This is a genomic window from Acidiferrobacter thiooxydans, assembly GCF_003333315.1.
GTDB classification, from domain to species: Bacteria; Pseudomonadota; Gammaproteobacteria; order Acidiferrobacterales; family Acidiferrobacteraceae; genus Acidiferrobacter; species Acidiferrobacter thiooxydans.
The window spans coordinates 528941-553350 of the sequence record NZ_PSYR01000002.1; the positions used below are offsets into that span (position 1 = coordinate 528941).

A 24410-nucleotide genomic window follows, 5' to 3' on the forward strand; every position below is an offset into this window, starting at 1 on the left:
TCTTAACCGGGTGTCCGGGAGACCGGGGAAGGATCAGACATCGGCACTCCGTGCAGGACCTGACGGTCGAGCTCGACACCGGCGCCCACGGTCATCCAGCCGAGCCGCCGGGCGTGTTGATAGCGGCGTACGGATTCCCAGTAGCGGCGATCGATCTCGGCCAATCGCAGGTCGGGACGGCGAGCGAGCGCTGTGGCCCAGGCGTCGGCGGGCACCGGGGATGCCAGAGCACCGGCGCCGGGGCCGGCCAGGGCCTTTGGGGACGGGTAGCCGATGGCAGCCACGAGCGCGGCTTGGGCCTCACGGCGTCGGGTACGCCAAGTCTGACGCAACAGTTGCGCCTGGGCGCCCAAGAGCTCCACGCCGCTCGCCCCCACTGCGGGTATCTGGGCGGCGCGCACGCGCGCCCTCACAAGACGCATCAACACGCGCTCGTTGCCGATTAGGTGGTCGACCCCGGTCACGGCGTAGGCGGCGCTACGCCACCGCGTGTAGGCACGCACCACGAGGCTGCGGATTCGCCACGCCTTAACCTGAAAACGGGCGTTAGCCTCGCGTACACCGGCCCGGCCGACGGCGGCGTGGCGGGCGATGCGTGAAGTCAGGGGGACGGCCTGCGTCAGCATGGCCCGAGCGCTGAATTCGCCTGGGCTACCTGTCGCATTGCCGGTACCGCCGGAGAGGCTAAGCCGCGGGTTTGGCCAAAGGCGATCCTGTCGGGCCAGGCCGCGGGCAACACCGATGCCGTGGCGGTCGGCCATCAGGGACGGGTTGTGACGCATGGCCAGGGCCTCGGCGGCAGTGAGGCTCAGGGTGTGGGCCGGGACCGGGACAAGCCCGGTCACGCCAATCAGGGCGAGCGCAAGCGCGCGCCGATGGAATCGAGCGCGCATAAGGCCTTCTCATGGGACTCAGGATGCGCCGCGAGGCGGCGCCACGAATCTACGAGACGAAGGCCAAGGCGGGTGGGGCGTTGGGCTGCGCGGAACTGTGGCGGCGGTGCTCGGACAGCGGCACCGCATCGGTGGACAGCGAGAAAAAGCCAGCGAGGATGACCGTCATCGCGAGGAACGCCACGATGATGGCAGGTAGGACAGTCGCCACGCTCGCGAGTTTGGCGGGCGCTTGCAGTCCGATCGCACTATGCATGGCCGTGCAGGCCTGGCCTTCGTGCGTCGGGTGATGACCGTGCCGGTCGGCGCAAGCCCACAGCGCCCCCAGCCATGAAGTCAGGACCAGGGGGACTAGTAGGTACTTGAGGTATCGGAGAATGCGACCTCGCATCGATCGGTTATGGCAACAAGACGCCGGAATGGTCAAGAAGAAGATGGTCGTCTTGGGCCGTACGGGCAGAGACGGGACAAGCAGCCAAATATCGCCGCCCGTGATCGGGCCGCATTCGCCCCCGGACCCTCGATCTTTTTCCGTACACTTCCTATTAGAAGTGACCAAGCGCCGGTGGGCCCTCCGGGCTTGGTGGGCACCGATGCGAATGCCGTTACCCTCTGGTCGCAAGACCGGCCGACAAGAACTCACTGTGTAATTCGACTCGAATAGGTCGGGACGCTGGGCCGAGATGTGCGCGGGAGGTACCCCCGCCGCCCGGGCTCATGCTTTATTCCACAGTGAATTGGCGCTGCTGCGCGATGTTTTATGACAACCGACGGAGCAATTCAGCCTCCGGCGCGCAATCGCCGCTCACGGTGTGGCGCTTTCGAGATGGCGGCCGCGAACCTCGGCCTCGTCAACACAGCAGTGGTCAGGACCCTGGATCTACCGAGGCGATGATCGTCGTAAGACGCGCGTTCGTCAGGCGTCTTTGGAAGACGTGAACGCGACCGTCCCTGGCCCGGTAGATTAGGATCGGCGCAAAACGCATCCACGGATTCCCTTCGACCGCAGTCAAGGCCTGGAAGTCCTGGCGCAGGATGCGTAGGGTCTGGGCCTGCACGGGTACGGGTGTGATGTCGGCGCCGGTCGCGCGCGCAAAGCGTGTTTCGCCTTTATCGAGCACCCGCAAGGGTTGCCGTGATTGCAAGATGGCGGCTGCCTTGCCGGTGCTCGTGGGTGACATGTAGGCCACGAGGATCTGGCGGATCGTCAGATGATCCCGCCTTATGAGTGGCGCCAGGCGCTCGAAAAGCGCGTGGTTGGGCCGCGAATTAGGATCGATGAAGTCATAGAGCACCTTGGATCCGTGGCCGGCCGCGACCCAATGAAGCCCACTTATGTGCTGATAGAGTAGCGTCCCGCTTTGTTGCCAACTCGTGCCTTGTGCCTGCGCGTTGGTGACGAGGAATGCGCCCAACACAAGCCCCACCCACGCCGTTATTCGCAGGTTCCTGGGGCGGAGGTGGCGCGCCCGTGACTGCTGGCCTGACATCGATTCAATCCTCCATACGAAAAGGTGGGTACGCAGCGTATGTTCCCTGCCGTACGATGCGACCGCTGAGTGCCCGCATAGGCCCGCTTCTTGAATAGAGACCATCGTTCGGAAACGTCCCGGCACCGTGTATCGGCCGACGCCGCCGCCTCTATTATCGACAGGTCCAATGGTGCGCCGCAAGCCGGCGATGTACGCCGCCACGCGACCTGCCGCACATTGATCCCCTGTGGATCCTGCATGGTACATGCCGTGCCCGCGTGATACCCTTCTCTTGTGTGCCCTGGCGGTTGTCTGAACAAAGTCCGTGAACCCGAAGGCCTTTTTGTCCCAAGAGAGTGAGGAGCGACAGCTCTTTACGGCACGCATCCGCGTCGCCGTGGGCGTAGCGTTGGCACTGCTGCTGGTCCTAGTGGGGCGTTTGGCCTACATCCAGGTCGGGCGGCATGCCCATTTTGCCACGCTTGCGCGCGACAATCTGACACGGCCGGTACCCTTGCCGCCGGCGCGCGGTCTGATTCTGGATCGCCACGGGGTGGTCCTCGCCGGCAATTTTCCGGCCTATACCGTATCGATCGCACCGCGCGCCGTTCCTCATCTTACCCAGCTGCTGACCCACCTCAAGGGTCTCATTGGCCTCGATAGCCGAGATCTCCAGCGCTTTCGGCACGAGGTGCAGACGCACGATTCCGCGGATTTTCTGCCCCTGCGCCGCAATCTGACGAGCGTCGAGACCGCGCGCCTGGCGGCGCACCTGCCGGAATTGCCGGGCGTGCGCCTGCAGGCGCAATTGCGCCGCAATTATCCCTTGGATGGCCTGGCGGATGCGGTAGTCGGTTATGTGGGCCCGATCACCATGGCCGAGGCAGCGCACCATGCCCTCCGGTACGCAGGCTTCCACGACGTGGGACAGACTGGCATCGAGCGCTTATACCAGCGCGACCTCATGGGACATATGGGCTATAAAGACGTCGAGGAGAACGCCCGAGGGCGGCTGGTGCGGGTACTAAAGCGCGTGCCCGGCCGCCCCGGCGACAATCTCTATCTGACGATCAGCGCCCAGATGCAGGCGGTTGCCGAGCAGATGTTCAAGGGGCGCCGCGGGGCCGCGGTGGCCCTGAATCCGCGCACCGGGGCGGTACTCGCGCTCGTAAGCAGCCCCACCTATAATCCGAACCCCTTCGTACTGGGGATTAGCCGGCGCCGTTATGCCAAACTCACGGACAACCCGCGCGCGCCTCTGGACAACCGGGTCCTGAACGGCCTCTACCCGCCGGGGTCTTCGATCAAGCCGTTCTACGCCTACGCTGCGCTCCAAACCCGTTGGTTTCATCCGCATCGCCGTGTCTTGTGCCGGGGAACCTGGCACATCCCCGGCAACAATCACATTTTTCATGACTGGTTGCCGTGGGGCATGGGGCGCATCGGGCTTGAAAAGGCACTCGAGGAGTCCTCGGATGTCTATTTCTACAAACTCGCCTATCGCATGGGCATCGATCGCATGGCGCGTTATCTCGAGGATTTTGGGTTCGGACACGTCACGGGCATCGACCTGCCCGGGGAGTCGGCAGGGATCGTACCGACGCCGCAATGGATCCAGGCCCACGACTCACCGTGGTACGAGGGCGAGACCATTATCACCGGCATCGGACAAGGGCCGTTACTGGTGACGCCATTGCAGTTGGCAGATGCCATGGCGGCACTCGCCAATCATGGGGTCCGTATGCGCCCCTATGTGGTGAGGGCCGTGCAGAACCCGCTCACCAAAGCGGTTCATTATGAGAAGCCGCACGCCGATCCGGCGATCCCCCATCATCGCCCCAATAGCGATACCTTGCTCGTGGATGACTTGACACATGTCATCTCTGGATCCCTGGGAACGGCGCATATCATCGCCCATCGGCTGCCTTACGCCGTGGCCGGAAAAACAGGAACGGCACAGCTCTGGAGCGCGCCGGCAAACGGCAAATACAAAGGCCCGCGACTCCATTCAGATGCGCTCTTTACCGCCATGGCCCCGGTCCCGGACCCTCGCATCGTGGTAGCAGTGGTGCTAGAGCATGCAGGGTTCGGGCTGCATTCCGCGATTCCGACAAAGATTGCTCGGGCGCTCATCAATCTGGACCTGCTGGGGCACGTGCACGTCCGCCACGCCCCCAAGACCCTGGTAGCGCGCTTTGCCAAGGAGCGCCTAAGTGCGCGCGCGCAGACGCTTGAGGCGCGCACGCGAAGGGCACCCTCGCGGTCGGAGGACCAGGCCGGCTGATGGGGCCGATGGGCCCCACGACCGACGGCGGGGTTGCCGCGATCACACCGGCCTCAGCCATTCCTGGAAGGGCCGGGGCCTATTGGGCGGGCCCGTTGATCCGGGCCTCGCGGGGTCGGCGACACCGCATCTTGACCGGATAGGCCCACGAGCCAGGGACACAAGTCTGCGGAGTGGCCGACAGATGCTGGCGGGCGCGGTGATGCGCGCCTTCCACAACTCTCTATGTGCGAGCTCTGGCACAGGTGCGCGCGCAACGGGCGCCATCTCCTATGGCACGGTCTTATGGGCCGCATCATCGGGTTCGGGTCTCCTGTCACACAGGCGTGCGGGGTCTATCCATGGCCATACCTGTTCCTGGGCGCTCCTGCGGCGATCGCCAAACCGCTCCTTCGGTATCGTGACCCGACCCCAAACGAGGCCAGCGATCGTCTGCCGCCAATAGGTCCGGCCGATATGCGCCGCGAGCCGCCCTCTTCACGGTTCGCTTTGTAAACCGCGCCCCTGCGTTTGATCGTGGCTGGGGAGTGCGACACCCGCGCGCCCTTGGCCCGTGGTGATAACACCCAACAACACGGGATAACCCGCCGGTCCTGGAAAGCGCTTTTCCATCTCGGTGAGAGAAATGCCGCGCTTATCACGCTGCACGCCAGGCACACCTTCCCGGCCCTCGATTTGCCAATTCATCGGCGGCGGCATGATCAATAGGCACGCGGCCGCGCATCGAATCCTTGGCGACGGTGATGAAGAATGTCCTCCATACCGGAAATCTTGGGTGGGCGAGAGCGGAGGGTTGCAGGTGGACCGGCCTCTGGTGTGGCGTCGACGGCACCAGCGTATCTTCGTGCGCTTATGGGGACAGGATGCGACAACCGTTTCCTGAGTCACGAGCAATTCTGAGCAATCGCGTCTACAATGGAAGTTGTAGCCCGATTCTCATTCCGGGAGCCCGCTTGACTGTTGCCGACCCACTGGCTGATGCGGCTGTGCAAGCCGAGCGCGAGGCCTTGACTGCGGCACTGCTGCAGGCCGCGGCCCGTCTCGCCCGCGGACAGGATGCTGAGGGCATCCTGCGCCCGTTCTGCGAGGCCCTGGTGGCAGCCTCGCGTCACATCCGGCTTGCGTGGATGTGGCTTGGGCCCCCGGATACCGCGATCATCTGCCCGATCTACGCCGTTGGTCCGGCAGAGGAGTATGCCCGGGCACTTATCTTGGGAGCGGACGAAGCCACACGTGCCCTGAGCCCGGGTCTTAGGGCATTGGCGAGTGGGTCCCCCGTTATGGCCATTATCCGGTCGGATCCCGCCTTTGCGCCTTGGCGCGACGAGGCCGTGCGTCATGGTCTGGAAGTCAGCGCGAGTTTTCCGTTTGGCGAGGCGGATGACAATCAGCGGGGCCTCGTGGCGATCTATGCTGATCAGGCGGATTACTTCACGCGTCTCGGTCTGAATCCCTTTGTCGCGTTTCAACACTTGGCACAGGTGGCGTTGACCCAGGCAGCCTTGCGCGAACGCCTGAACATGTTGGCCACGCTCGATTGCCTGACCGGACTGCTGAACCGCGGGGCCATGCAAGCGGCGTTGGAACGTTACCATACCCATGCCGAACGCCGGCAACAGGCCTACTGCCTACTACTGCTCGACATCGATCGGTTTAAGCTGATCAACGATGGCTACGGTCATGGGGTGGGCGACGGCGTTATCCGGGACGTGGCGAAGATCCTTCAAGAGCTGTTGCGCGCGGAGGACCGGGTCGGTCGGTGGGGTGGGGAAGAGTTCCTGTGTCTCCTGCCGGACACGGATTGTGCCGCCGGGAGCCGTGTCGCCGAGGATCTGCGCGCGCGCATCATGGGCCATACCTTTGCGGCCGGGGTCGCGCGTACGGCGCGCGCCACGGTGAGTCTGGGTCTTGCCTGCTTCCCCACGGACGGCGACAACCTCGAGGAGTTGCTGAACCATGCCGACATGGGGCTCTACGAGGCCAAACGCGATGGCCGTAACCGTCTGGCGCGCGCGAGCGACAAGGGCCGCGGGCTCTTCGCCACCGCCCAACAGCTCGAGATTGCGCTGGCCTCGGGACAGGTGCGACCCGCCTATCAACCGATCGTGGCATTGGCCGACGGCCGCGTCGTGGCCAAGGAGGCCCTGGCGCGAATCGTGACTGTCCAGGGGGTGCTGGAGGCCCAGCACTTTATCGAGGCCGCCGACCGTTTCCAGTGGCTCCATCGGCTCGATCACGACATGATCTGTCAGGTCATCGAGGATTGCGCCACATCGTGTAAGGCCCAGGGTCCGGCCATCGCCTATTTCGTGAATGTCTCAACCGATCTTCTCCATCACCCCGATCGGGTACAGGAACTCCTCGATCGCATCACGCACACAACATTGCCATACGCCGACATCGATAAGCCGCTCGTCATCGAGATCACCGAACGGCAGTTCCTGGGCGACTTCGATGCCGTGCGTCGGACACTGGCCCCGTTTCTTGCCTTCGGCATCCGACTTGCCCTGGATGACTTCGGCAGCGGCTACTCGTCTTTTCGCTACCTCGCCGAACTGCCGTTTGCCTTCGTCAAACTCGACCACGCGCTCGTGAACCGGGTCCAGACCGCGCAGGGCCGGCGCATCCTTCGCGGACTCCAGGATCTCGCGGCCGACCTCGGATTTCGCACGATCGCGGAAGGGGTCGAGGATGAGGCCTGCGCCGATGCCCTGGCCGCCATCGGGATCGATTGGGCACAGGGCTATTACTTCGCGGCGCCGCGATTCGAGAATACGCACGGCGCATGGTAAGGGGCCTGTCTGGCCGCGCGCGGACATGCGAAGAGGATCGTGTGTGCGCGGGATCCTATATCGGGTAACGATTGTCCCTATCCGCGCGCGCCTGCCGGATTGGGCAGGATGATCGCTGTGAGCGGGGCCGGCCTCGCGGGGCAGCCCGCGCGCTCTTCAGGGACGCATCAGCGTCGCGAAGGCCTCATAGATGGCCTCGGGGGGTGGCGGACAGCCAGGTATCGCGAGATCCACGGGAAGTATATGGCTCACCGCGCCCACGGTGGCATAGTTGGCGGTGTAGACCCCGCACCCGCGCGCACAGTCCCCCAAGGCGACGACGCGCTTGGGATCGGGTACGGCATCATGCGCCAGGAGCAGGGGGTCGACCATGGCGCGCGCTACCGGGCCTGTGACGAGCAGGACGTCGGCATGCCGAGGGCTTGCCACCAGACGCACCCCGATGGCGGCAAGATTATAGACGGCGTTGCCGAGGGCCTGGATTTCGAGCTCGCAGCCGTTGCACGACCCGGTATCGACATGGCGCACGGCAAGGGCCCGTCCGAGCTCGCCGGTCAAAGACGCCGAGGATGCCTCGGCACCGCACCGCGATCCCGGGTGACCGGAGGATCGGCGTGGAAGGATGCCGGTTTTCAGGATATAGCGCAGCAGTTTGTGCATGGCGATTAGAGGTCGTGGCCGCTATAGGCGAGGTTGAAGGATTTGTTGATCAGTGGAAAATCTGGTACGAGCTCGCCCAGCACTGCGCGCTCTAGGAGCGGCCAGTTCTGCCAGGAGGGGTCATGGATATGAACATGATGACTTTCGGGGCTCGATGTGCACGTGACCGCGACCAAGATCACGCCGCGCCAACCCTCCACGGCGCCGAGCCCGCGTCCGCCCTGTGGGTGATCGCAGGGTACGCACACCGGACCGTGCGGGAGTAAGGCAAGGATGGTATGAATGAGCCGCAAGGACTCATAGATCTCATCGAAGCGTACTGCGACACGCGCGGCGACATCACCTCCGGGACGCATGGAGATGCGTGTCTTCAGCGTGTCATAAGGTGGTGACGGCGAAAATACGCGCAGGTCGCTCGCGATCCCGCTTGCGCGCGCGGCGAGACCCACAGCCCCCATGGCCCGCGCCTGGGCCTCGTCGAGGCGCCCGGCCCCTAGGAAACGCTCCTGCAGGCCGGCATGATCATCGATGATGTGCTGGAGGCGCCGTGTGGTCTGGAGGAGGGTGGCGCATTCGCCATCGAGGAGCGCGATCGCGGTAGGATCCAGATCGCAGGCCACCCCACCTGGGACTATCACATCCATCAGATAGCGGTGACCAAAGAGCCGGCCATGGGTCTGCAGCCACCGTTCCTTCAAGAGGCCGAACTGCGTGTGCCCAAAGGCAAGTCCGCCATCCTGGCAGAGCGCGCCGAGATCGCCCAGGTGGTTGGCGATACGTTCACGCTCCCATAGCAAGGCGCGCAACCAGAGTGCCCGAGGCGGGACCACGCACGCGCTGACCGCCTCCACGGCCATGGCATAGGCCCCGGCATAGGCTGCGGTGCTGTCGGCACAGACACGGCCGACCAATCGGCCCCCCTCGGCGAGCGGCATACCCTCGAGGCGCTTGGCCACGCCCTTGTGGGTGTAACCGAGCCGCTCCTCGAGACGCAAGATCTCATCGCCCACCACGGAAAAGCGGAAATGCCCCGGTTCTATCGTGCCGGCATGGATCGGGCCGACTGCGATCTCGTGGACGCCGCTCCCACGCACGGGAACGAAGGGGTAGGGGTGGGCGCTGCCCGTCCCCGGTGGCGCTCCTGCAAAATCGCGGCGCAATGGGAAGTCTGCAGGCCCCCAGGCCCCATGACGTAGCCACGGTCGGGTATCGCGCCCCGCGCACGAGATCCCGAGGAGGTCGAAAAGGGCGCGTTCCTGACGCGCGGCCGCCCGAAACAGGTCGCTCAACGCCGGAAAGTGCGGGTCATCGCCGCCGGCGGCAAGGCTCATCCAGCGCCACGTGCCGGCCGCGATGACGACCGCATGGACGACGAATCCCCGGCCCGCCGGACGCTCGTCGCTGCCCCATAGCGCGACCAATTGTCCGCCCTCGGCGTGCCACCGGACCGCCAGCGCGCGCCACTGCGTACAGTCGACCCAGGCGTGATCGGCCGGCACGGGGCCAGGCAACCGCGCCCAAGTCATGTCAGGCGGAAGATGATCGGATGGCATACCCTATTCCTCCCATTCGTCACGGTCCTATGAGGTGCGCAGCCTCGCCATACCAGGCCGCCAATAGCGGGGGGATGGCGAGCCCCAGGATCACCAGCAGTACCAGGTGTGCCAACGGCGCCAGCAACGAGATGGATGTCGATACCCGCGGGGCGTCGGCCGCGCCGAATACCATGGCCTGGGTGCGCCGGAAGATGGCCGCAAAGGCCACGCCCAGTGCCAGTATCAAAATCGGTACCGACCAGGGGGCCCTGTGCACGGCGGCGATCAGGATCAGAAACTCGCTTGCGAAGATCCCGAATGGCGGGGTGCCGACGATGGCAAGACTGCTGCCCAGGAATACCCAGCCCAGCACCGGATTGCGATCCATGATCCCTGTGATGTGATCCATGTCCTTGGTGCCAGCGGTCTGCGCCACCTCGCCGCTTGCAAAAAATACCGAAGACTTTGTAAGCGAATGCGCGGTCATATGCAAAAGCGCGGCGAAGGTCGCGAGTGGACCGCCCAGTCCGAACGCGAACGTGGCAAGACCCATATGCTCGATCGAGGAGTAAGAAAACAGGCGCTTCACGTCACGCTGGCCGCCCAGAGAAAAGGCGCCGACTACGATTGAGACCAGTCCGAACCCGACCATGAGCCGTCCGGGCCAATACGCCGCGGACCCCCCGGAGGCCAGCGCCTTGAAGCGTACGATGGCATACAAGGCCACATTCAAAAGCAACCCCGAGAGCACAGCCGAGATCGGTGTCGGCCCCTCGGCATGGGCGTCCGGCAGCCACGCGTGAAACGGCACGAGCCCAACCTTGGTCCCGTAGCCCACGATCAGAAATACGAACGCGATCGTCATGATTGCCGGGTCGAGATGGTCGCGGGCGCCGTAGAGGCGCGTCCACAGCAGCGCCCCGTGGGCACCCAGGGCGGCATGGGCCGCGAAATAGATCAGGATCGTGCCAAGCAGCGCCAATGCGATCCCGACACCGCACAAAATGAAATACTTCCATGCCGCCTCAAGCCCCGCGGGCGTGCGATAGACACTGATGAGCAGCGCGGTGCTCAAAGTCGCGCCCTCCATGGCCATCCACAAAACACCGATATTGTTGCTGGTCAGCGCAAGCAGCATGGCGAAAATAAAGATTTGATACATGGCGTGGTAAGCGCCCAGACGCGCCGGGTTCAAATGACCCAGGCGCACCTCGGCGCGCATGTAGGTGCGACTGAACACCGATGTGGTCAAGGCCACGAATGCGGTCAGGTCCACCAGAAAGACGTTCAAGGCGTCCACGAACAGCTCATGATGCCAGGCCGTAAACGGGCCGTCGTTCAGCATGCGAAGGGTCATGATGCAGGCGGCGATAAAGGTGGCGCCGCTTACGGCGATATTGAGCCCAAATCCCGCATTCTTGCGGCCCAGAGCACCTACCAAGACGGCGCCCACTAGGGGGATCAAAACCATCCAGAGCAGTATCATCGCGGCCCCCCCCGCCGCTCGATACGCGCGATATCGAGGGTGTCGAATTGTTCTCGGATATGAAAGAAGAAGACCCCAAGGATGAAGATCCCGACGATCACGTCCAGGGCGATGCCGAACTCGATGATCATGGGCATGCCATAGGTGACGCTGTTAGCGGCAAATATGAGGCTGTTTTCCAGGGCCAGAAAGCCGATCACTTGCGACAAGGCGGTGGCACGCGTGATCATTATGAGCAGCGATAAGAGGATGCTGGCAACAGCGATACCGACGATCGCGTGATTCATGGTGTGCGCGACGGCCGCGATCGGGAGTACGGCATTGAAGGCAAAGATCACGAGACCCAATCCGATCAGCATGACAGTCGGGACCTGCACGAGGGTTTCACGGTCCCATTGCAGATTGAGTCTGCGCGCGAGTTGGCGCAGCAATATGGGAACGAACACGATCTTCAACATGCCGTTTAGCAGTGCCGATACATAGAGGTGGACGCTATGAGTCGCATAGGCGGTCATCGCGATGCACGCTGTCAGGATCGCGCCCTGCCAGGTATAAAGGACGATGAGATTGGCGAGGCGCCGCTGGGAGAGCATGGCGAACAGCACCAGCAGGAACAGTGCAGCGAGCAGGTTGATGGGTGCAGCCAGTGGCATCATGGCATCAGTGTCCAAAAAGGAAGCGCACTAGCAGTCCGAGGACCGCAAGCAAGAAGGCGGTCCCCAGAAATTCGGGGACCCGAAAGAGGCGCAACTTGGCGACCAGGGTCTCGATCACGGCGAGCCCGATACCGGCCACGGCAAGCTTTGTGGCCAAGAGCGCATAGGCGATCAACAGGGCATCGAGCCCGCGATCCTGCGCAATGCCCCATGGAAAAAACAGCGCGGCGCCGATACCGATATAGACAAAGAGCTTGATGGCAGATCCCCATTCGATGAGCGCCAGATAGCGGCCGGAATATTCGAGGTTCAAAGCCTCGTGGATCATCGTGAGCTCGAGATGGGTATCGGGATTATCGACGGGCAGTCGTGCGTTTTCAGCGAGCGTCACCATGACATAGGCGGCCGCCGCGAACACCATGCTCGGGTAGAGAATGACGCCGTGGTGGGCGAGCTCACGAACGATGACGACAAGCGAGGTGGAGCCGCTGATCAAGGCCGGCGTGAACAGCACCATGAGTAGGGCGGGTTCCGCGAGAAAACCCACGAGCATAGTGCGCCGCGCCCCCATGCTGCCAAAGGCGGTGCCGAGGTCCATGGCGGCGAGCGCCGCGAAGATCCGCGCGAACGTAAACATCCCGGCGAGCACCACGGCGTCGGCGGCGCCGGCGAGCGGCAGGCGGGTCGTGATCATAGGAACCATGGCGCCCGCCACCACCATGACCGTAAAGACGATATAGGGTGTCGCAACAAATAACGCCGAGGCGTCATGGGCCACGATCGGCTGCTTGCGCAGGAGCTTGAACAGCTCGCGGTAGGGCTGAAGGAGGCCCGCGCCGGCGCGGTTGGCAAGCCATGCCCGACATTGGCGGACCCAACCGCTCAGCAAGGGGGCCATGGCGACCACAAACAAGATCTGCGCCCCCTGGCGGACGAAAAGATCCATAGTCATGGCGCCACCGCGAGCAGGACGATGAGCGTGGCGAGCACATAGAGCAGCGAGACGGCGATGCGCCGTGGACGTAGGGCCGCGATCGACGCGCCTATCACCTCGAAGCCGCGTGCGGCCGGACGGTAGAGCCCCTCCCAGAACCGATCCTCGACGACGCTTGCGTAGCGGGGTGCACGATCATCGGGTGCCGGCCAATGCCGACGCACCACCAGGAAGGTCGTGAAAATGTGCCGGATCGGCTGCCCGAAACCCTCGGCAGTATCTTGCATGCGCGCACTGGTGGCAATGTGACCACAGTTCCAGATCGGCGCGCGCCGCGCGCCGCGCACAGAGCGTCTACGCAGCAGCAACACGACGGCGAGCGCTATGGCTCCAAGCGCCATTGTCAGGATCGCCGGGACGTATGCCGCATGCGCCACATCCACACGCGCGCCACCATCGCCGCCCAAGATGTGGGCATTGGCGCCAGAGAGCAGGCGGGCGGCCGGGCGGACCAGCGCGATGACGCCGGCCGGCCATAGGCCGGCGGCCAAGCACAGCAGCGTCAACAGGCCAAGCCCGGCACGCTCGAAGGGCCCCGATTCCACGGCCTGCGCGAGTCTGGTCTCGCGCGGCCGGCCCAGAAATACGATGCCGTAAAACTTGACCATGACATAACCCGCGAGACCCGCAACCAGCGCCGTCAATGCCGCCCCGAGCGGTATGCCCATGGCGAGGTAGGGGCGTGGCAGGGTACTCGCCTTAAGAAATGACTGCAGGATCAGCCATTCGGAGACGAAACCGTTGAGTGGCGGCACGCCGGCGATGGCAAGCGTGCCGATCAGCATCATGAGCGCGGTCTGCGGCATGCGGTGGATCAGACCACCGAGGCGGCCGAGATTGCGTTCTCCGGTCGCGTGCAGGACCGAACCTGTGCCGAGAAACAAGAGTCCCTTGAAGAAGGCGTGGTTCAGACAGTGATATAGGGCGGCGATCAAGGAGAGGGCCGCCAAGGCCTTGAGGCCGTAGGCCGAAAACAGCAACGCAAGGCCGATCGCGGCGGTAATGAGCCCGATGTTCTCGACCGAGGAATAGGCCAGCAGGCGCTTCATATCGCTCTGAACTGCCGATGACAGGGCGCCCAGCAACGCGGTGGCGAGCCCCACGGTAAGCGCGGTCAGACCCCACCATGGCGCCGGCGTCGGCAACATGATGAAGGCCACACGCAGCAATCCGTAGATACCAACCTTTAGCAACACGCTGCTCAACAGCGCCGATATGGGTGAAGGTGCGACCGGATGAGCCTGCGGCAGCCACACATGGAGCGGGACCAGCCCCGCCTTGGCCCCGAAGCCGAGGAACGCCAGGATGAAGACCAGGCCCGCGACGGTCGGATCGGGATTTGCCGCATGCAGGGCGGCAAAGGTATAAGGAAGCTTTGGGCCGGCCGGGGCCTGTGCGCTCAGGATCGCGAAGGCGGTGAGCAGGGCGAGGGCCCCGATGTGCTCGATCAGGAGATAGAGGAATCCGGCACGACGTGCGGCACTCGTGCGGTGGTCGGTGACCACCAGAAAGTAGGATGACAACGCCATCGCTTCCCAGGCGATCAGAAACGAGTAGGCGTCGGCCGCCACGAACACCAAGGTGAGACTGGCCAGCAGGATATGGTATTGCACGGCGATGCGTGCCGCGACCGGATAGTGTTCGCGGGCCCGGTACCCGGCAAGATCGAGCGAGATCGCCACGCTCGTAAGACCGAACAGGACCAGAAAGAGGCCCGATAGGGCATCCAGGCGCCCGTGAAAGGGGAGACCCGGAAGACCGAGGGGGGAGATCATTGTCACTGGCGGTCCGTGGAGGGCGAGCAGGCCGGCGGCCGCGACACACAGGGCGCCGAGCGCCCCCAAAGGGAAAATCAACGGGGCGATGCGCGGGACCTTGGCAAGGAAAAGACTTGCGAATGCTAGGAGCGACCATAAGATCAGGGCGCCTAGGATAAGCCCCCATGGAAGCCCGATCGGTGCGTGCATGAACGCGGAGACCTCGCGGATATCCGGTCAACGCCCGCGCGTGACCGATTACGCTATATAATGTAACATAACGTAATACTAATGCAAGGGGGATGGCTCATGCCGCGCACAGGGATCACAAGAGAACAGGTCTTTACCGTGGCGGATCGCTTGGCGGATCAGGGGATTGCCCCGACGGTGGCCAGCGTGCGCAGCGATCTCGGTAAAGGCAGTTTCACGACCATCAATCAGCATCTGGGGGAATGGAAGGCGCTCAAATGGAAGACCGAGGGCTTAACCGCCTCGCTGCCCCCGGCAGTCGAGAGCAAGGCCCGCGAATCGCTGGCGGTGCTCTGGCAGTTCGCAGCACGCGAGGCCGAGCAGGCGATCGAGCGCATCCGCGAAGCGGCCCTGCGGGATGTGAGCGAGTTGCAGGAGGCCCTCGAGGACGCGCAACGCCAATGCGCGGCCCTGGGGACCGAGCGCCTGGAATTACACAAACATCTGGGCAAGGCCCATGAAACGATTGCGGCGCTCACCGCTGAGATTGCGCGACTGAGCGAATCGCTCGGGGCATCGGCCGCGCGTCTCGAAGACGTCGAGGCGCGATTGGAGACTATCCTGCGCGATCACTCCCATCCACGATCCGCATAACATCGATGCGCCACGCGCACATCTCGCTATAATCGGCCACACGGGGCGATGAGGGGCCGGCCCCCGCTCCGCGCAACCCGCCGAGCGGACACCAATTCTCGAGTTCCTATCGGCCGTGGGTGTCCAGATGCGCGTCATGCTCATGTATGCCGATGCGGCTTGCGGCTTGACAGAACCGCAGGCCCGTTTACAATGCATCGGTCTGCGGGAATAGCTCAGTGGTAGAGCACAACCTTGCCAAGGTTGGGGTCGCGAGTTCGAATCTCGTTTCCCGCTCCACCTCCATTACCCTGAAATCCGGGTCCCCCGTCCTAATAACCACCTAGGCTGGGTGGCAGAGTGGTGATGCAGCGGCCTGCAAAGCCGTCAATGCCGGTTCGATTCCGGCCCCAGCCTCCAGATCTCGGTTTCGTCATAGCGCCTGGCATTCCAGGCGATCGACCCAGAAATCCATAAGATCTAAGACAAGCAGGGCAGGGTTCGTGATCAACGGCCTTGCCATCCCAGGGCCTTTGGCCAACCCGAGCAGTCAGGAGGGTGAGGGCCCGCGCGTACGTCCGGGCATGTCAGATCGGGGGCGCGTCATCTCGGCCGTGGGCCTGGGCGCCCGGACCCTGGGGTGTCGGTCCAGGTCTTGCGAAACCATCCATGCCGCGCTAGGCAGGCACAGCGGGAGCGCTTGGGGTCAATGCCGGGGCGCGAGACCATGGCCAGAGCCACGGTCTGCCGTCTCGCCTTGTATCTGATCGGTTTTGCGAAGGCCGGGCTTGGGTTTGATGCCGCAACGCCCGATGAGGGAATTGGTGGGCCGTCCAGGGCTCGAACCTGGGACCACCTGATTAAGAGTCAGCTGCTCTACCAACTGAGCTAACGGCCCATGTGACCCGCGCAGTATAAAACCTTTTTGGCAGACGGCAAGACACCCCGGCAAAAAGACCGCGCCGAACCCCTCGGGCAACGCCCCTAGGGATCCGGAAAATCCTCAATACCAGCATTCGCCACGACAAGGGAGACCGATAGACGTCCGAAAACTCGGGCGGCCCGTAATCGTATGCAAGCGACCCCTCGCCCGCGTCCCGATGTCCACCCGGGCGCCCGTCGATGATCCCTTCCGACCGACCTTTCGAGGTACGGCCGCAACCGCAAATGCTCTCGAACCAGGGGTAAGGAACGAGGCAGAGGGTCATTCGCCATCACCCGGAATATCCGCCATTGGGATACGGGCGCGACCCTCGAGCCGTTTACCGGGCGCCGCGTGCAGTCTTTCGCACCCGCACCGCCGCGCGCGATCCCGCGGAATCCGCGCTATTGTTGCCGTGCGGCGGCGGGGCGCCTAGAATAGCGCGTTTGTCGATACGGCCGAGCGGGGAAACCGATACGTGGGATGGAATGATCCGGGGAGGGGCCAGGATCCATGGGGGCGTAGGGGCGCCTCCGGGCCTTTTGACCTCGACGCCATCATCCAGCGCCTGTGGCGCCGGCTGCGACGACATAGGGGTGCGCCGCCCCCCTGGGTTTTCGGGGTCACGGCCTTTGCGGTCATGGCGGGTTGGTTGGTGACAGGCTTCTACAGCGTGCCCCAGGGCGACCGCGCGGTCTTGCTGCAATTCGGTCAGGCGGTGCGCGTCACGCGTCCTGGCGCCCATTGGCGCTGGCCGGCGCCGTTGGCGAGCGACCGGGTTGTCAGTATCCGCCAGATCCATGTCGTGGCGGTCGGGTACCGCCCGGTGTCCAAGCTCTACGAGGGAGAACCGGCGCCCGCCGAGGCGGCCATGCTGACCGGTGACCAGGGCATCGTACGTCTGCAATTCGCGATCCAGTATCGGATCGTCGATCCCCGTCATTACCTTTTCAATGTCGACCATCCCCGCAAGGCCATCGCCCGCGCCGCCGAGGCGGTCATGCGTCAGGCCGTGGCCGACAGTTCGTCAAACGCTGTCCTGGCGCATGATGCCCATCAGCTGGCGGCAACGGTCAAGACTCGATTACAGGACCTATTGGATCGCTATGGGGCGGGTGTCCACGTCGTCGCCATCAAGATCCAAAAGGCGACCCCTCCCAAAAGCGTGCTGGCGGCGCTGGAGAAGGTGGTGCGCGCGCGCGAGGATGCCAAGCGATATGCAAGCGAGGCACAGGCCTATGCCGATTCCATACTCCCCAAGGCCAGCGCGGATGGCGTGGCTATGATTGACAAGGCCCACATCTATCGCGCGCATGTCATGGCCAAGGCGCGCGCGCGTTCGGCCCGCTTTTTGGCGCTCGCCAAGATCTATGAGCGCGCGCCGCTCGTGACCCGCGAGCGGCTTTTGATAGACGCCATGGCGCGCGTCTATCGTAAGGCGCATAAGGTGATGGTGTCGGGGACCAGTCATACTGTAGTCGATGTGCCGATGGCGTCACCCGCGAAGCCCCCGGTCTTGGCGGGACGCGCGCCGGCGGGCGCCGGGACCAAACGATGAGGACGCGTGCCCTTTGGCCGTTTGCCGCGGCGCTCGCGTTCGTGGTCGTGCTCCTTGATGCCACGCTCTACGAGGTCGACGCCGGACAATATGCCGTGGTCACGACCTTTGGGCGGATCGTCCAAAGCCGCGTGGGACCCGGACTGCATGCCAAGATACCATTTATACAAAACGCGCATATCTTCAATGCCCGGCTCCTCAACCTGCGCGTGGAACCACAGGCCCTGCTTACCAAGGGCCGCAAACAGGTGCTGGTGGATGCCTACGTCGAGTACCGGATCGCAAGCTTCCGCCGTTACCTGACCAGCACCGGGGGGTCGCGACATAAGGCCGAGGAACGCATCCGTGAGGCGGCAGTGACCGGATTCCGGCGATTTTTTGCACAGCGCACGCTTGCCCAGGTGCTCACGGGTCAGGGCCTGGGGTCGCTGACGAAAATGGTGGATGCGCAGGCTGCGCGCTACGGGCTTGTGATTGCTGATCTGCGCATTCAGCGCTTGGGCCTTGGGGATCGCGTCGTCGATGCCATCGATAAACGTATGGCGTCCGATCAGCTGACCCGTGCCGCGCGCATCGAGGCGCGCGCCATGGCCAAGGCGCAGGTGGCACGCGGACAGGCCGACCGTAAGCGTGCCAGAATTCTCGCTCAGGCCTACGAGAAGGCGGGGATCATACGTGGCCGCGCGCAGGCCGACGCCGCGGCAATCTATGCCAAGGCCTATGGTCGCGATCCGCGCTTCTTCGTGTTTTACAAGAGTCTGCGCGCCTATGTGCGCAGCTTTGCCAACCGGCAGACGACCCTCGTCATCGGCCCCGACAGCGGATTTCTGCGTTTTCTGAAAAACCAGGGGCCCTATGCAAAATGACAATCCCCGCAAGCCGTCACGGGGCGCGCGCATGCGGCGCGATCGCTGGCTTTTGCCTGCGGGAGTAGAAGAAATATTGCCGCCGGCGGCGCGCCACGCCGAACAGGTCCGGCGGCGGCTGCTGGACCTTCTCGACAGTTGGGGTTATGACCTCGTCATGCCGCCGCTCGTGGAGTATCTGGAGTCCTTACTCACGGGCGTCGGGCACGAACTCGATCTAAAGACCTTCAAGCTTACGGATCAGTTGACGGGTCGTCTCATGGGCCTGCGCGCGGACATGACGCCGCAGGCCGCGCGCATCGACGCCCACTACCTGCGCCGTGATACCCCGGTGCGGCTTTGTTATCTGGGACCGGTGGTGCGCACGCGCCCCGATGAATTCGGGGGGGCGCGCGAACCCTGGCAGATCGGCGCGGAACTCTTCGGGCAATCGGGGCCACGCGCCGATGCCGAGGTCCTGCGACTCATGTTGGCCCTCCTCGAATGCGCGGGTTTTTCCAGTCTTCATGTGGATATTGGCCACGTAGGCGTGTATCGTGCCCTGGCGCGCGAGGCGCGCATGGAGGAAGCCGTCGAGCAGGAGCTCCACGAGGCGCTCCGGCGCCGGTCGCGCGCCGAGGTCGATGCGATCCTGGCGGATCTTGCGCTTCCGGCGCGCAGCGACCGCCACCTGCGGACGTTGATCGATCTTCATGGGGCCGAGGCGGAGTTTATGGCACTGGAGGCGATACTGGCCGATGCCGGCCCGGAGGTCCAGGTCGCCCTCACGGACCTTAAGGCCATGTGGCGGGTGGTCGATCAGGCGCAGCCCGGCATCAGGTGGCACTTCGATCTCGCCGAGCTGAGCGGCTATGGCTATCACACGGGCGTGGTGTTCTCGGCCTTCGTGGAAGGCTATGGGCAGGCCATCGCACAGGGTGGGCGTTACGATGAGATCGGGCGTGCCTTCGGACGGTCGCGGCCGGCGGTGGGATTCAGCGCCGACCTACGGCTGCTTCTCAAGCTGCGCGATGAGCCTGCCCAGGCGCCGCCTGCGATCCTCGCGCCGTGTTGCGATGACAAGGCCTTGCGCGAGGCGGTGCGCGCGTTGCGCGCACGCGGCGAGAGGGTGATCGAAGTTCTGCGTGAGGGTGCGGAACAGGACCAGGGCACGGGCTGCGATCGCGAGCTCGTACAACAAGACGGCCGGTGGACGGTCGTAGCGAGGCGTTAGGCGAGACATGGCAAAGAACGTCGTGGTAATCGGTACCCAATGGGGGGATGAAGGGAAGGGCAAGATCGTCGATCTCCTGACCGAGCGCGCCTCTGCGGTCGTGCGCTTTCAGGGTGGTCATAATGCCGGCCATACGCTGGTCATATCCGGCCAAAAAACGGTCCTGCACCTCATACCCTCGGGAATCCTGAGACACGATGTGCGATGCTACATAGGAAACGGCGTAGTGCTGGCGGTCGGGCCCTTGTTTGACGAGGTGGTGGCCCTGGAACGAGCCGGAGTCCCGGTCCTTGACCGCCTGAAGATCAGCGATGCCTGCCCGCTCATCCTCCCGCACCATATCGCCCTCGACGTCGCCCGCGAGCGCGCGCGCGGCGCCGCGGCCATAGGGACCACGGGCCGCGGCATCGGGCCCGCCTATGAAGATAAGGTCTCGCGGCGCGGCCTGCGGCTGGGAGACATCTTTGATGAGACCTCGTTTGCCGCAAAACTGAAGGATGTGATGTCCTATCACAACTTCACCCTCGAGCACTTCTTCCATGCCCCGACGGTAAGCTACGAAGACACGCTGGCCGAGATCATGGGTTATCGTGACCGGCTCGCGAAGATCTGTTGCGATGTCCCGGAGGCCCTCGACGCTCATCAGGCGCGCGGTGAATCCCTGCTCTTTGAAGGGGCGCAGGGCACCTTCCTCGATATCGATCACGGCACCTATCCGTTCGTGACCTCCTCGAACACCAGCGCCGGCGCCGCCGCCACTGGGTCCGGCGTCGGCCCGCATGCGCTCCATTACGTGCTCGGAATCACCAAGGCCTACGCCACACGCGTCGGGGCCGGTCCGTTTCCCACGGAACTGTTCGACGCCATCGGCGATCGGCTCGGTGATCGCGGCCAGGAATTCGGCGCCACCACCGGCCGCAAGCGTCGCTGTGGATGGTTCGATGCCGTGGCCGTGCGCCGCGCGCGCCAGATCAATGGATTTTCGGGGCTTTGCATCACCAAGCTCGACGTCCTGGATGGCCTCGATACGGTGAAGATCTGCGTGGCCTACGAGGTCGACGGTAAGCGTCGTGGAACACCTCCGGCGGCGGCTGAGACCCTGGCGCGATGCCAGCCGGTGTACGAGGAGATGCCGGGATGGGGCGAATCGACGGTCGGAATTCGCCGCCTCGAGGAATTACCGGCCAATGCCCGGCGCTACCTCGATCGGCTCCAGGAACTGACCGGCACGCCCATCGACATCATATCGACCGGCGCGGATCGCGAGGAAACCATCGTGATACGTAATCCATTTCAGGAATAATGGGCTTTAGCTTATAAGCGCACGCCGGACTTGGTACCGAGGAGAGGACTTGAACCTCCACGGGGTTACCCCCACTAGCACCTGAAGCTAGCGCGTCTACCAATTCCGCCACCCCGGCCCGGCATGGCTTCAAGGCCGGCGACTCTACCGAGAACAGGACACGATGTCAACGCGAAACGATCCCCCACAATTCCACGACCCCGAGGCCGAGCGAGAGGCCCAGAACTATGAGTTTCCCGTGCCGAGCCGCGAGGCCGTCATGGCCTATCTCGGATCGCAGGATGAGCCGGTCCCGCTGCGCCAGCTGCTAGAAGACCTGGGGGTGCGCGGCGAACGCGACGTCGAGTCCTTCGGGCGGCGCTTGCGCGCCATGGAGCGGGATGGCCAGCTTTTGAAGAATCGCCGCGGGCGTTATGGCCTGGTGCAGCGCATGGATCTCATCCAAGGGCGCGTGATCGGCCATGCGGATGGCTTCGGGTTCCTGGCGCGCGAGGATGGCAACGACGACCTATTTATCCCGGCGCGCGAGATGCGCAAGGTCCTGCACGGCGATCGCGTAGTGGCCCATGTGGCCAGCCTCGACGCCCGTGGACGTGGCGAATGTCTGATCGTGGAGGTACTGGAACGCGCCCAGAAACAGGTTGTGGGGCGTTACCGCGTGGAGCGTGGGGTAGCCTTCGTAACCCCCGATGATCGCCGTATCGGACGCGACATCATGATCGGCGACGACCCGGGGGCAATGACCGCTCACGGCGGCGAGATCGTGGTGTGCGAGATACTCGAGCAGCCGACGGCCAAGAGCCCGCCTGTCGGACGTATCGTCGAGGTGCTTGGCGATCGCGACGCACCAGGGATGGAGATCGAGATTGCGCTCCGCAAATACGATCTTCCGCATGAGTTCGGGCGGGCCGTGCAAGACGAGGTGGCCGGTCTTGCACCGACCATAGACGCCGCGGAGGCCGCGCGCCGCGAAGACCTGCGCGATCTGCCGCTTGTCACCATAGACGGGGAGGACGCGCGCGATTTTGACGATGCCGTCTATTGTGAGAAGAACCGCGGAGGCTGGCGGCTTGTGGTCGCGATCGCCGATGTGTCGTACTACGTGAGGCCCGGCACCGCGCTCGATGAAGAGGCTCGGGCGCGCGGAAATTCGGTGTATTTCCCGAAGGCCGTGATCCCCATGCTCCCCGAGGTGTTGTCAAACGGCCTGTGCTCCTTGAACCCGGATGTCGACCGGTTATGCATGGCCTGCGAAATCCAGCTGGACCGGTATGGCAAGTTCAAGAAATATCGCTTTTTCGAGGCTGTCATGCGGTCCCGCGCGCGCCTCACCTATACCGAGGTCGCCTCCCTCCTTGCCGGCGGCGCACAGGCGGCACCGGAACGCGCATCGCTCATGCCGGCCCTGGAGGCCCTCTACGGCCTCTATCGGGTTTTGCATGCCGCCCGCGCGAAACGCGGATCCGTGGATTTCGAGTTGCCTGAGACCCGCATCGTGTTCGACGCCAACCGCAAGATCGAGCGCATAGAACCGCTGGTGCGTAACGATGCCCACAAGCTCATCGAGGAATGCATGCTGGCGGCCAATGTCTGTGCCGCGCAATTTCTCATCGATCGGGGCGTGCCGGCGCTCTTTCGGGTGCATGCAGGACCGACACCCCAGAAGCTGAAGGATCTGCGCGTCATGCTGTTCGAGATGGGGCTCGAGCTGGGCGGTGGCGACAAGCCGAGCGGGAAGGATTACGCGGCGCTGCTCGCGCAGGCCCCACCCGGACCCGAGGGGCGACTCCTGCAGACGCTGCTCTTACGTAGCCTGAGTCAAGCGATGTATGGGCCCGAGGATGTCGGCCACTTCGCCCTGGGCTATGAGCATTACACGCATTTCACCTCACCGATCCGTCGCTATCCGGATCTGGTCGTGCACCGCGCCATCAAGGGTGCGCTCGGGGAAATACCCGCGCGCGCCCCAGACATGTCGATGAAAGCCATTGGCGAACACTGCTCGCTGACCGAACGCCGCGCCGACGACGCTACGCGTGATGTGATCCGCTCGCTGAAGACCGAATATATGGCCGACAAGGTCGGACAGGAGTTCGACGCGGTGGTGAGCGGGGTGATGGCCTTCGGGCTCTTTGTCGAACTCGCGGATATTTACGTCGACGGCCTGGTGCACGTGTCCTCGCTCGGCCATGACTACTATCACTTCGACCCAGCCCATCATCGCATGGTCGGGGAGCGCACCGGCCAGCACTACCGGCTTGGTGATGCCGTGCGCGTGCGATTGCTGCGCGTCGACGTAGATGAGGGCAAGCTCGACTTTGAGCTCATCGCGCAGACCACGGAGAGGGCGGCGCGCCCCGACGGCGCTTCGCGCCCCAGGCGCCGCCGCCGATCGCGTCGTGGCTGACGATGCCTTCGCGGAGCTGATCGCGGGCCCGCACGCGGTAGCGGCGGCCCTGAAGGCCCACCCGGATACCGTCGATTGCGTCTGGATCGCCAAGGAGCGGTCCGATGAACGCGTGCATGGTATCGTGGCCTTGGCGCGTGCCGTGCACGTGCTGGTCCACCAGAGCCCGCGCACGGCCCTCGACCGCATGGCCCCGGGGCTTGCGCACCAAGGGGTGCTGGCGCGCCGCCGACGGGTGGAGCGCCCGCGCGAAGAGGACCTGGTGGCCCATCTCGGGCGACTGGTGCAGCCCTTGGTGCTGGTCTTGGACGGGGTGCAGGACCCGCATAACCTCGGGGCCTGCCTGCGTAGCGCAGAGGGCGCGGGGGTGGATCTTGTGATCGTGCCACGACATGCCCGCGCGCCGCTGTCGGCGGTCGCCTCGCGTGCGGCCTGCGGGGCCGCCGAACGTCTGCCGCTCTACGAAGTGGCCAATCTCGCGCGCACCTTGCGCGCACTGAAAGAGGCTGGGCTGTGGGTGGTGGGCGCGGCCGCCAATGCCCAAGCCTCCCTGCACGACAGCCCGCCTCCGACCCCCACCGCATGGGTCTTAGGCGGGGAGGGATCGGGGTTGCGGCGCCTGACCCGGGAGGCCTGCGATGTGCTGGTACGCATCCCCATGCACGGGCACACCGAGAGCTTGAACGTGTCGGTGGCCACCGGGCTGTGCCTTTATGAGAGTGTACGCGCGCGGGCGGCCGCCAAGGCCCATCCCCCGGAAATTGCGTTACCCCCCATAAATCACTAGAAT

General features: G+C 64.2%; 18 protein-coding genes, 4 tRNA genes and 1 pseudogene. 12 read left to right on the top strand and 11 right to left on the bottom strand.

The annotated features are described in order from the left end of the window. Window positions 1-2 precede the first annotated feature (2 nt). The 3 genes from C4900_RS09545 to C4900_RS09555 all read right to left on the bottom strand — a co-directional run bounded on the left by C4900_RS09545 (window position 3) and on the right by C4900_RS09555 (window position 2383). Window positions 3-893 (bottom strand): TolC family protein, encoded by an 891-nt coding sequence (locus tag C4900_RS09545; RefSeq protein ID WP_114282993.1) that lies wholly within the window; start codon window positions 891-893, stop codon window positions 3-5. 49 nt (window positions 894-942) lie between these two features. Then, complete coding sequence (locus C4900_RS15865; protein WP_141689370.1) at window positions 943-1284, bottom strand: hypothetical protein; 342 nt, start codon at window positions 1282-1284, stop codon at window positions 943-945. Between the two features lie 475 nt (window positions 1285-1759). Then, window positions 1760-2383 (bottom strand): hypothetical protein, encoded by a 624-nt coding sequence (locus C4900_RS09555; RefSeq protein ID WP_141689371.1) that lies wholly within the window; start codon window positions 2381-2383, stop codon window positions 1760-1762. Between the two features lie 325 nt (window positions 2384-2708). Here C4900_RS09555 and mrdA point away from each other — a divergent pair, with 325 nt between their 5' ends. Together mrdA and C4900_RS09570 are read left to right on the top strand one after the other, a co-directional pair. Then, entirely contained in the window at window positions 2709-4649 is a 1941-nt protein-coding gene (mrdA, locus tag C4900_RS09560) for a penicillin-binding protein 2 (RefSeq protein ID WP_170132498.1), read from the top strand. Window positions 4650-5602: 953 nt separating this feature from the next. Then, window positions 5603-7441, top strand: a complete 1839-nt coding sequence (locus C4900_RS09570) for a putative bifunctional diguanylate cyclase/phosphodiesterase (RefSeq protein WP_170132499.1) — start codon at window positions 5603-5605, stop codon at window positions 7439-7441. Window positions 7442-7597: 156 nt separating this feature from the next. Here the strand turns inward: C4900_RS09570 and C4900_RS09575 are convergent, their stop codons facing one another. Genes C4900_RS09575 through hyfB form a run of 6 tightly spaced genes read right to left on the bottom strand, consistent with a single transcriptional unit; the run spans window position 7598 to window position 14739 of the window. Further along, a complete protein-coding gene (locus C4900_RS09575; RefSeq protein ID WP_065971744.1) occupies window positions 7598-8101 on the bottom strand; it encodes an NADH-quinone oxidoreductase subunit B family protein in 504 nt (167 codons plus the stop codon). Between the two features lie 5 nt (window positions 8102-8106). Beyond that, entirely contained in the window at window positions 8107-9654 is a 1548-nt protein-coding gene (locus C4900_RS09580; RefSeq protein WP_065971745.1) for a hydrogenase large subunit, read from the bottom strand. A 19-nt stretch (window positions 9655-9673) separates the two neighbouring features. Further along, window positions 9674-11122, bottom strand: coding sequence for a hydrogenase 4 subunit F (locus C4900_RS09585; RefSeq protein ID WP_114282995.1), 1449 nt, complete (start codon window positions 11120-11122; stop codon window positions 9674-9676). Continuing rightward, window positions 11119-11778, bottom strand: coding sequence for a formate hydrogenlyase (locus tag C4900_RS09590; protein WP_065971747.1), 660 nt, complete (start codon window positions 11776-11778; stop codon window positions 11119-11121). Before C4900_RS09590 ends, C4900_RS09585 begins: the two co-directional genes overlap by 4 nt. A gap of 4 nt (window positions 11779-11782) precedes the next feature. Then, window positions 11783-12730 (bottom strand): respiratory chain complex I subunit 1 family protein, encoded by a 948-nt coding sequence (locus C4900_RS09595; RefSeq protein ID WP_114282996.1) that lies wholly within the window; start codon window positions 12728-12730, stop codon window positions 11783-11785. Next, complete coding sequence (gene hyfB / locus C4900_RS09600) at window positions 12727-14739, bottom strand: hydrogenase 4 subunit B (protein ID WP_114282997.1); 2013 nt, start codon at window positions 14737-14739, stop codon at window positions 12727-12729. Before hyfB ends, C4900_RS09595 begins: the two co-directional genes overlap by 4 nt. A 99-nt stretch (window positions 14740-14838) precedes the next feature. Between hyfB and C4900_RS09605 the strand changes: the two genes are divergently transcribed. The 3 genes from C4900_RS09605 to C4900_RS09615 all read left to right on the top strand — a co-directional run bounded on the left by C4900_RS09605 (window position 14839) and on the right by C4900_RS09615 (window position 15771). Then, window positions 14839-15372: a DNA-binding protein gene (locus C4900_RS09605; protein WP_170132500.1), complete on the top strand. Its 534-nt coding sequence runs from the start codon at window positions 14839-14841 to the stop codon at window positions 15370-15372. Between the two features lie 204 nt (window positions 15373-15576). Then, window positions 15577-15651, top strand: a tRNA-Gly gene (locus C4900_RS09610). Window positions 15652-15697: 46 nt separating this feature from the next. Next, window positions 15698-15771: transfer RNA gene (locus C4900_RS09615), tRNA-Cys, on the top strand. A gap of 402 nt (window positions 15772-16173) precedes the next feature. On the opposite strand, the gene C4900_RS09620 is transcribed toward C4900_RS09615, so the two are convergent. Next, window positions 16174-16249: transfer RNA gene (locus tag C4900_RS09620), tRNA-Lys, on the bottom strand. A gap of 502 nt (window positions 16250-16751) precedes the next feature. On the opposite strand from C4900_RS09620, the pseudogene C4900_RS17285 reads away from it, so the two are divergent. The 5 genes and pseudogenes from C4900_RS17285 to C4900_RS09640 all read left to right on the top strand — a co-directional run. Next, a pseudogene (locus C4900_RS17285) lies at window positions 16752-16850 on the top strand (protease modulator HflK N-terminal domain-containing protein); the annotation flags it as partial. 63 nt (window positions 16851-16913) lie between these two features. Beyond that, window positions 16914-17831 carry an FtsH protease activity modulator HflK gene (gene hflK, locus C4900_RS09625; RefSeq protein ID WP_065971752.1) on the top strand — a complete coding sequence of 306 codons (918 nt, stop codon included), beginning with the start codon at window positions 16914-16916 and terminating at the stop codon, window positions 17829-17831. Beyond that, window positions 17828-18697, top strand: a complete 870-nt coding sequence (gene hflC / locus C4900_RS09630; RefSeq protein WP_114282999.1) for a protease modulator HflC — start codon at window positions 17828-17830, stop codon at window positions 18695-18697. The genes hflK and hflC overlap by 4 nt, the downstream gene beginning before the upstream one ends. 31 nt (window positions 18698-18728) lie before the next feature. Then, window positions 18729-19910 carry an ATP phosphoribosyltransferase regulatory subunit gene (locus C4900_RS09635; RefSeq protein ID WP_114283486.1) on the top strand — a complete coding sequence of 394 codons (1182 nt, stop codon included), beginning with the start codon at window positions 18729-18731 and terminating at the stop codon, window positions 19908-19910. Window positions 19911-19917: 7 nt separating this feature from the next. Further along, entirely contained in the window at window positions 19918-21213 is a 1296-nt protein-coding gene (locus tag C4900_RS09640) for an adenylosuccinate synthase (RefSeq protein WP_065971754.1), read from the top strand. A 31-nt stretch (window positions 21214-21244) separates the two neighbouring features. On the opposite strand, the gene C4900_RS09645 is transcribed toward C4900_RS09640, so the two are convergent. Beyond that, window positions 21245-21331 (bottom strand) — tRNA-Leu (locus C4900_RS09645). Between the two features lie 45 nt (window positions 21332-21376). On the opposite strand from C4900_RS09645, the gene rnr reads away from it, so the two are divergent. Continuing rightward, window positions 21377-23620, top strand: a complete 2244-nt coding sequence (rnr, locus tag C4900_RS09650; protein WP_065971755.1) for a ribonuclease R — start codon at window positions 21377-21379, stop codon at window positions 23618-23620. After that, window positions 23613-24407, top strand: a complete 795-nt coding sequence (gene rlmB, locus C4900_RS09655) for a 23S rRNA (guanosine(2251)-2'-O)-methyltransferase RlmB (protein WP_065971756.1) — start codon at window positions 23613-23615, stop codon at window positions 24405-24407. Before rnr ends, rlmB begins: the two co-directional genes overlap by 8 nt. The last annotated feature ends 3 nt before the right edge of the window (window positions 24408-24410 follow it).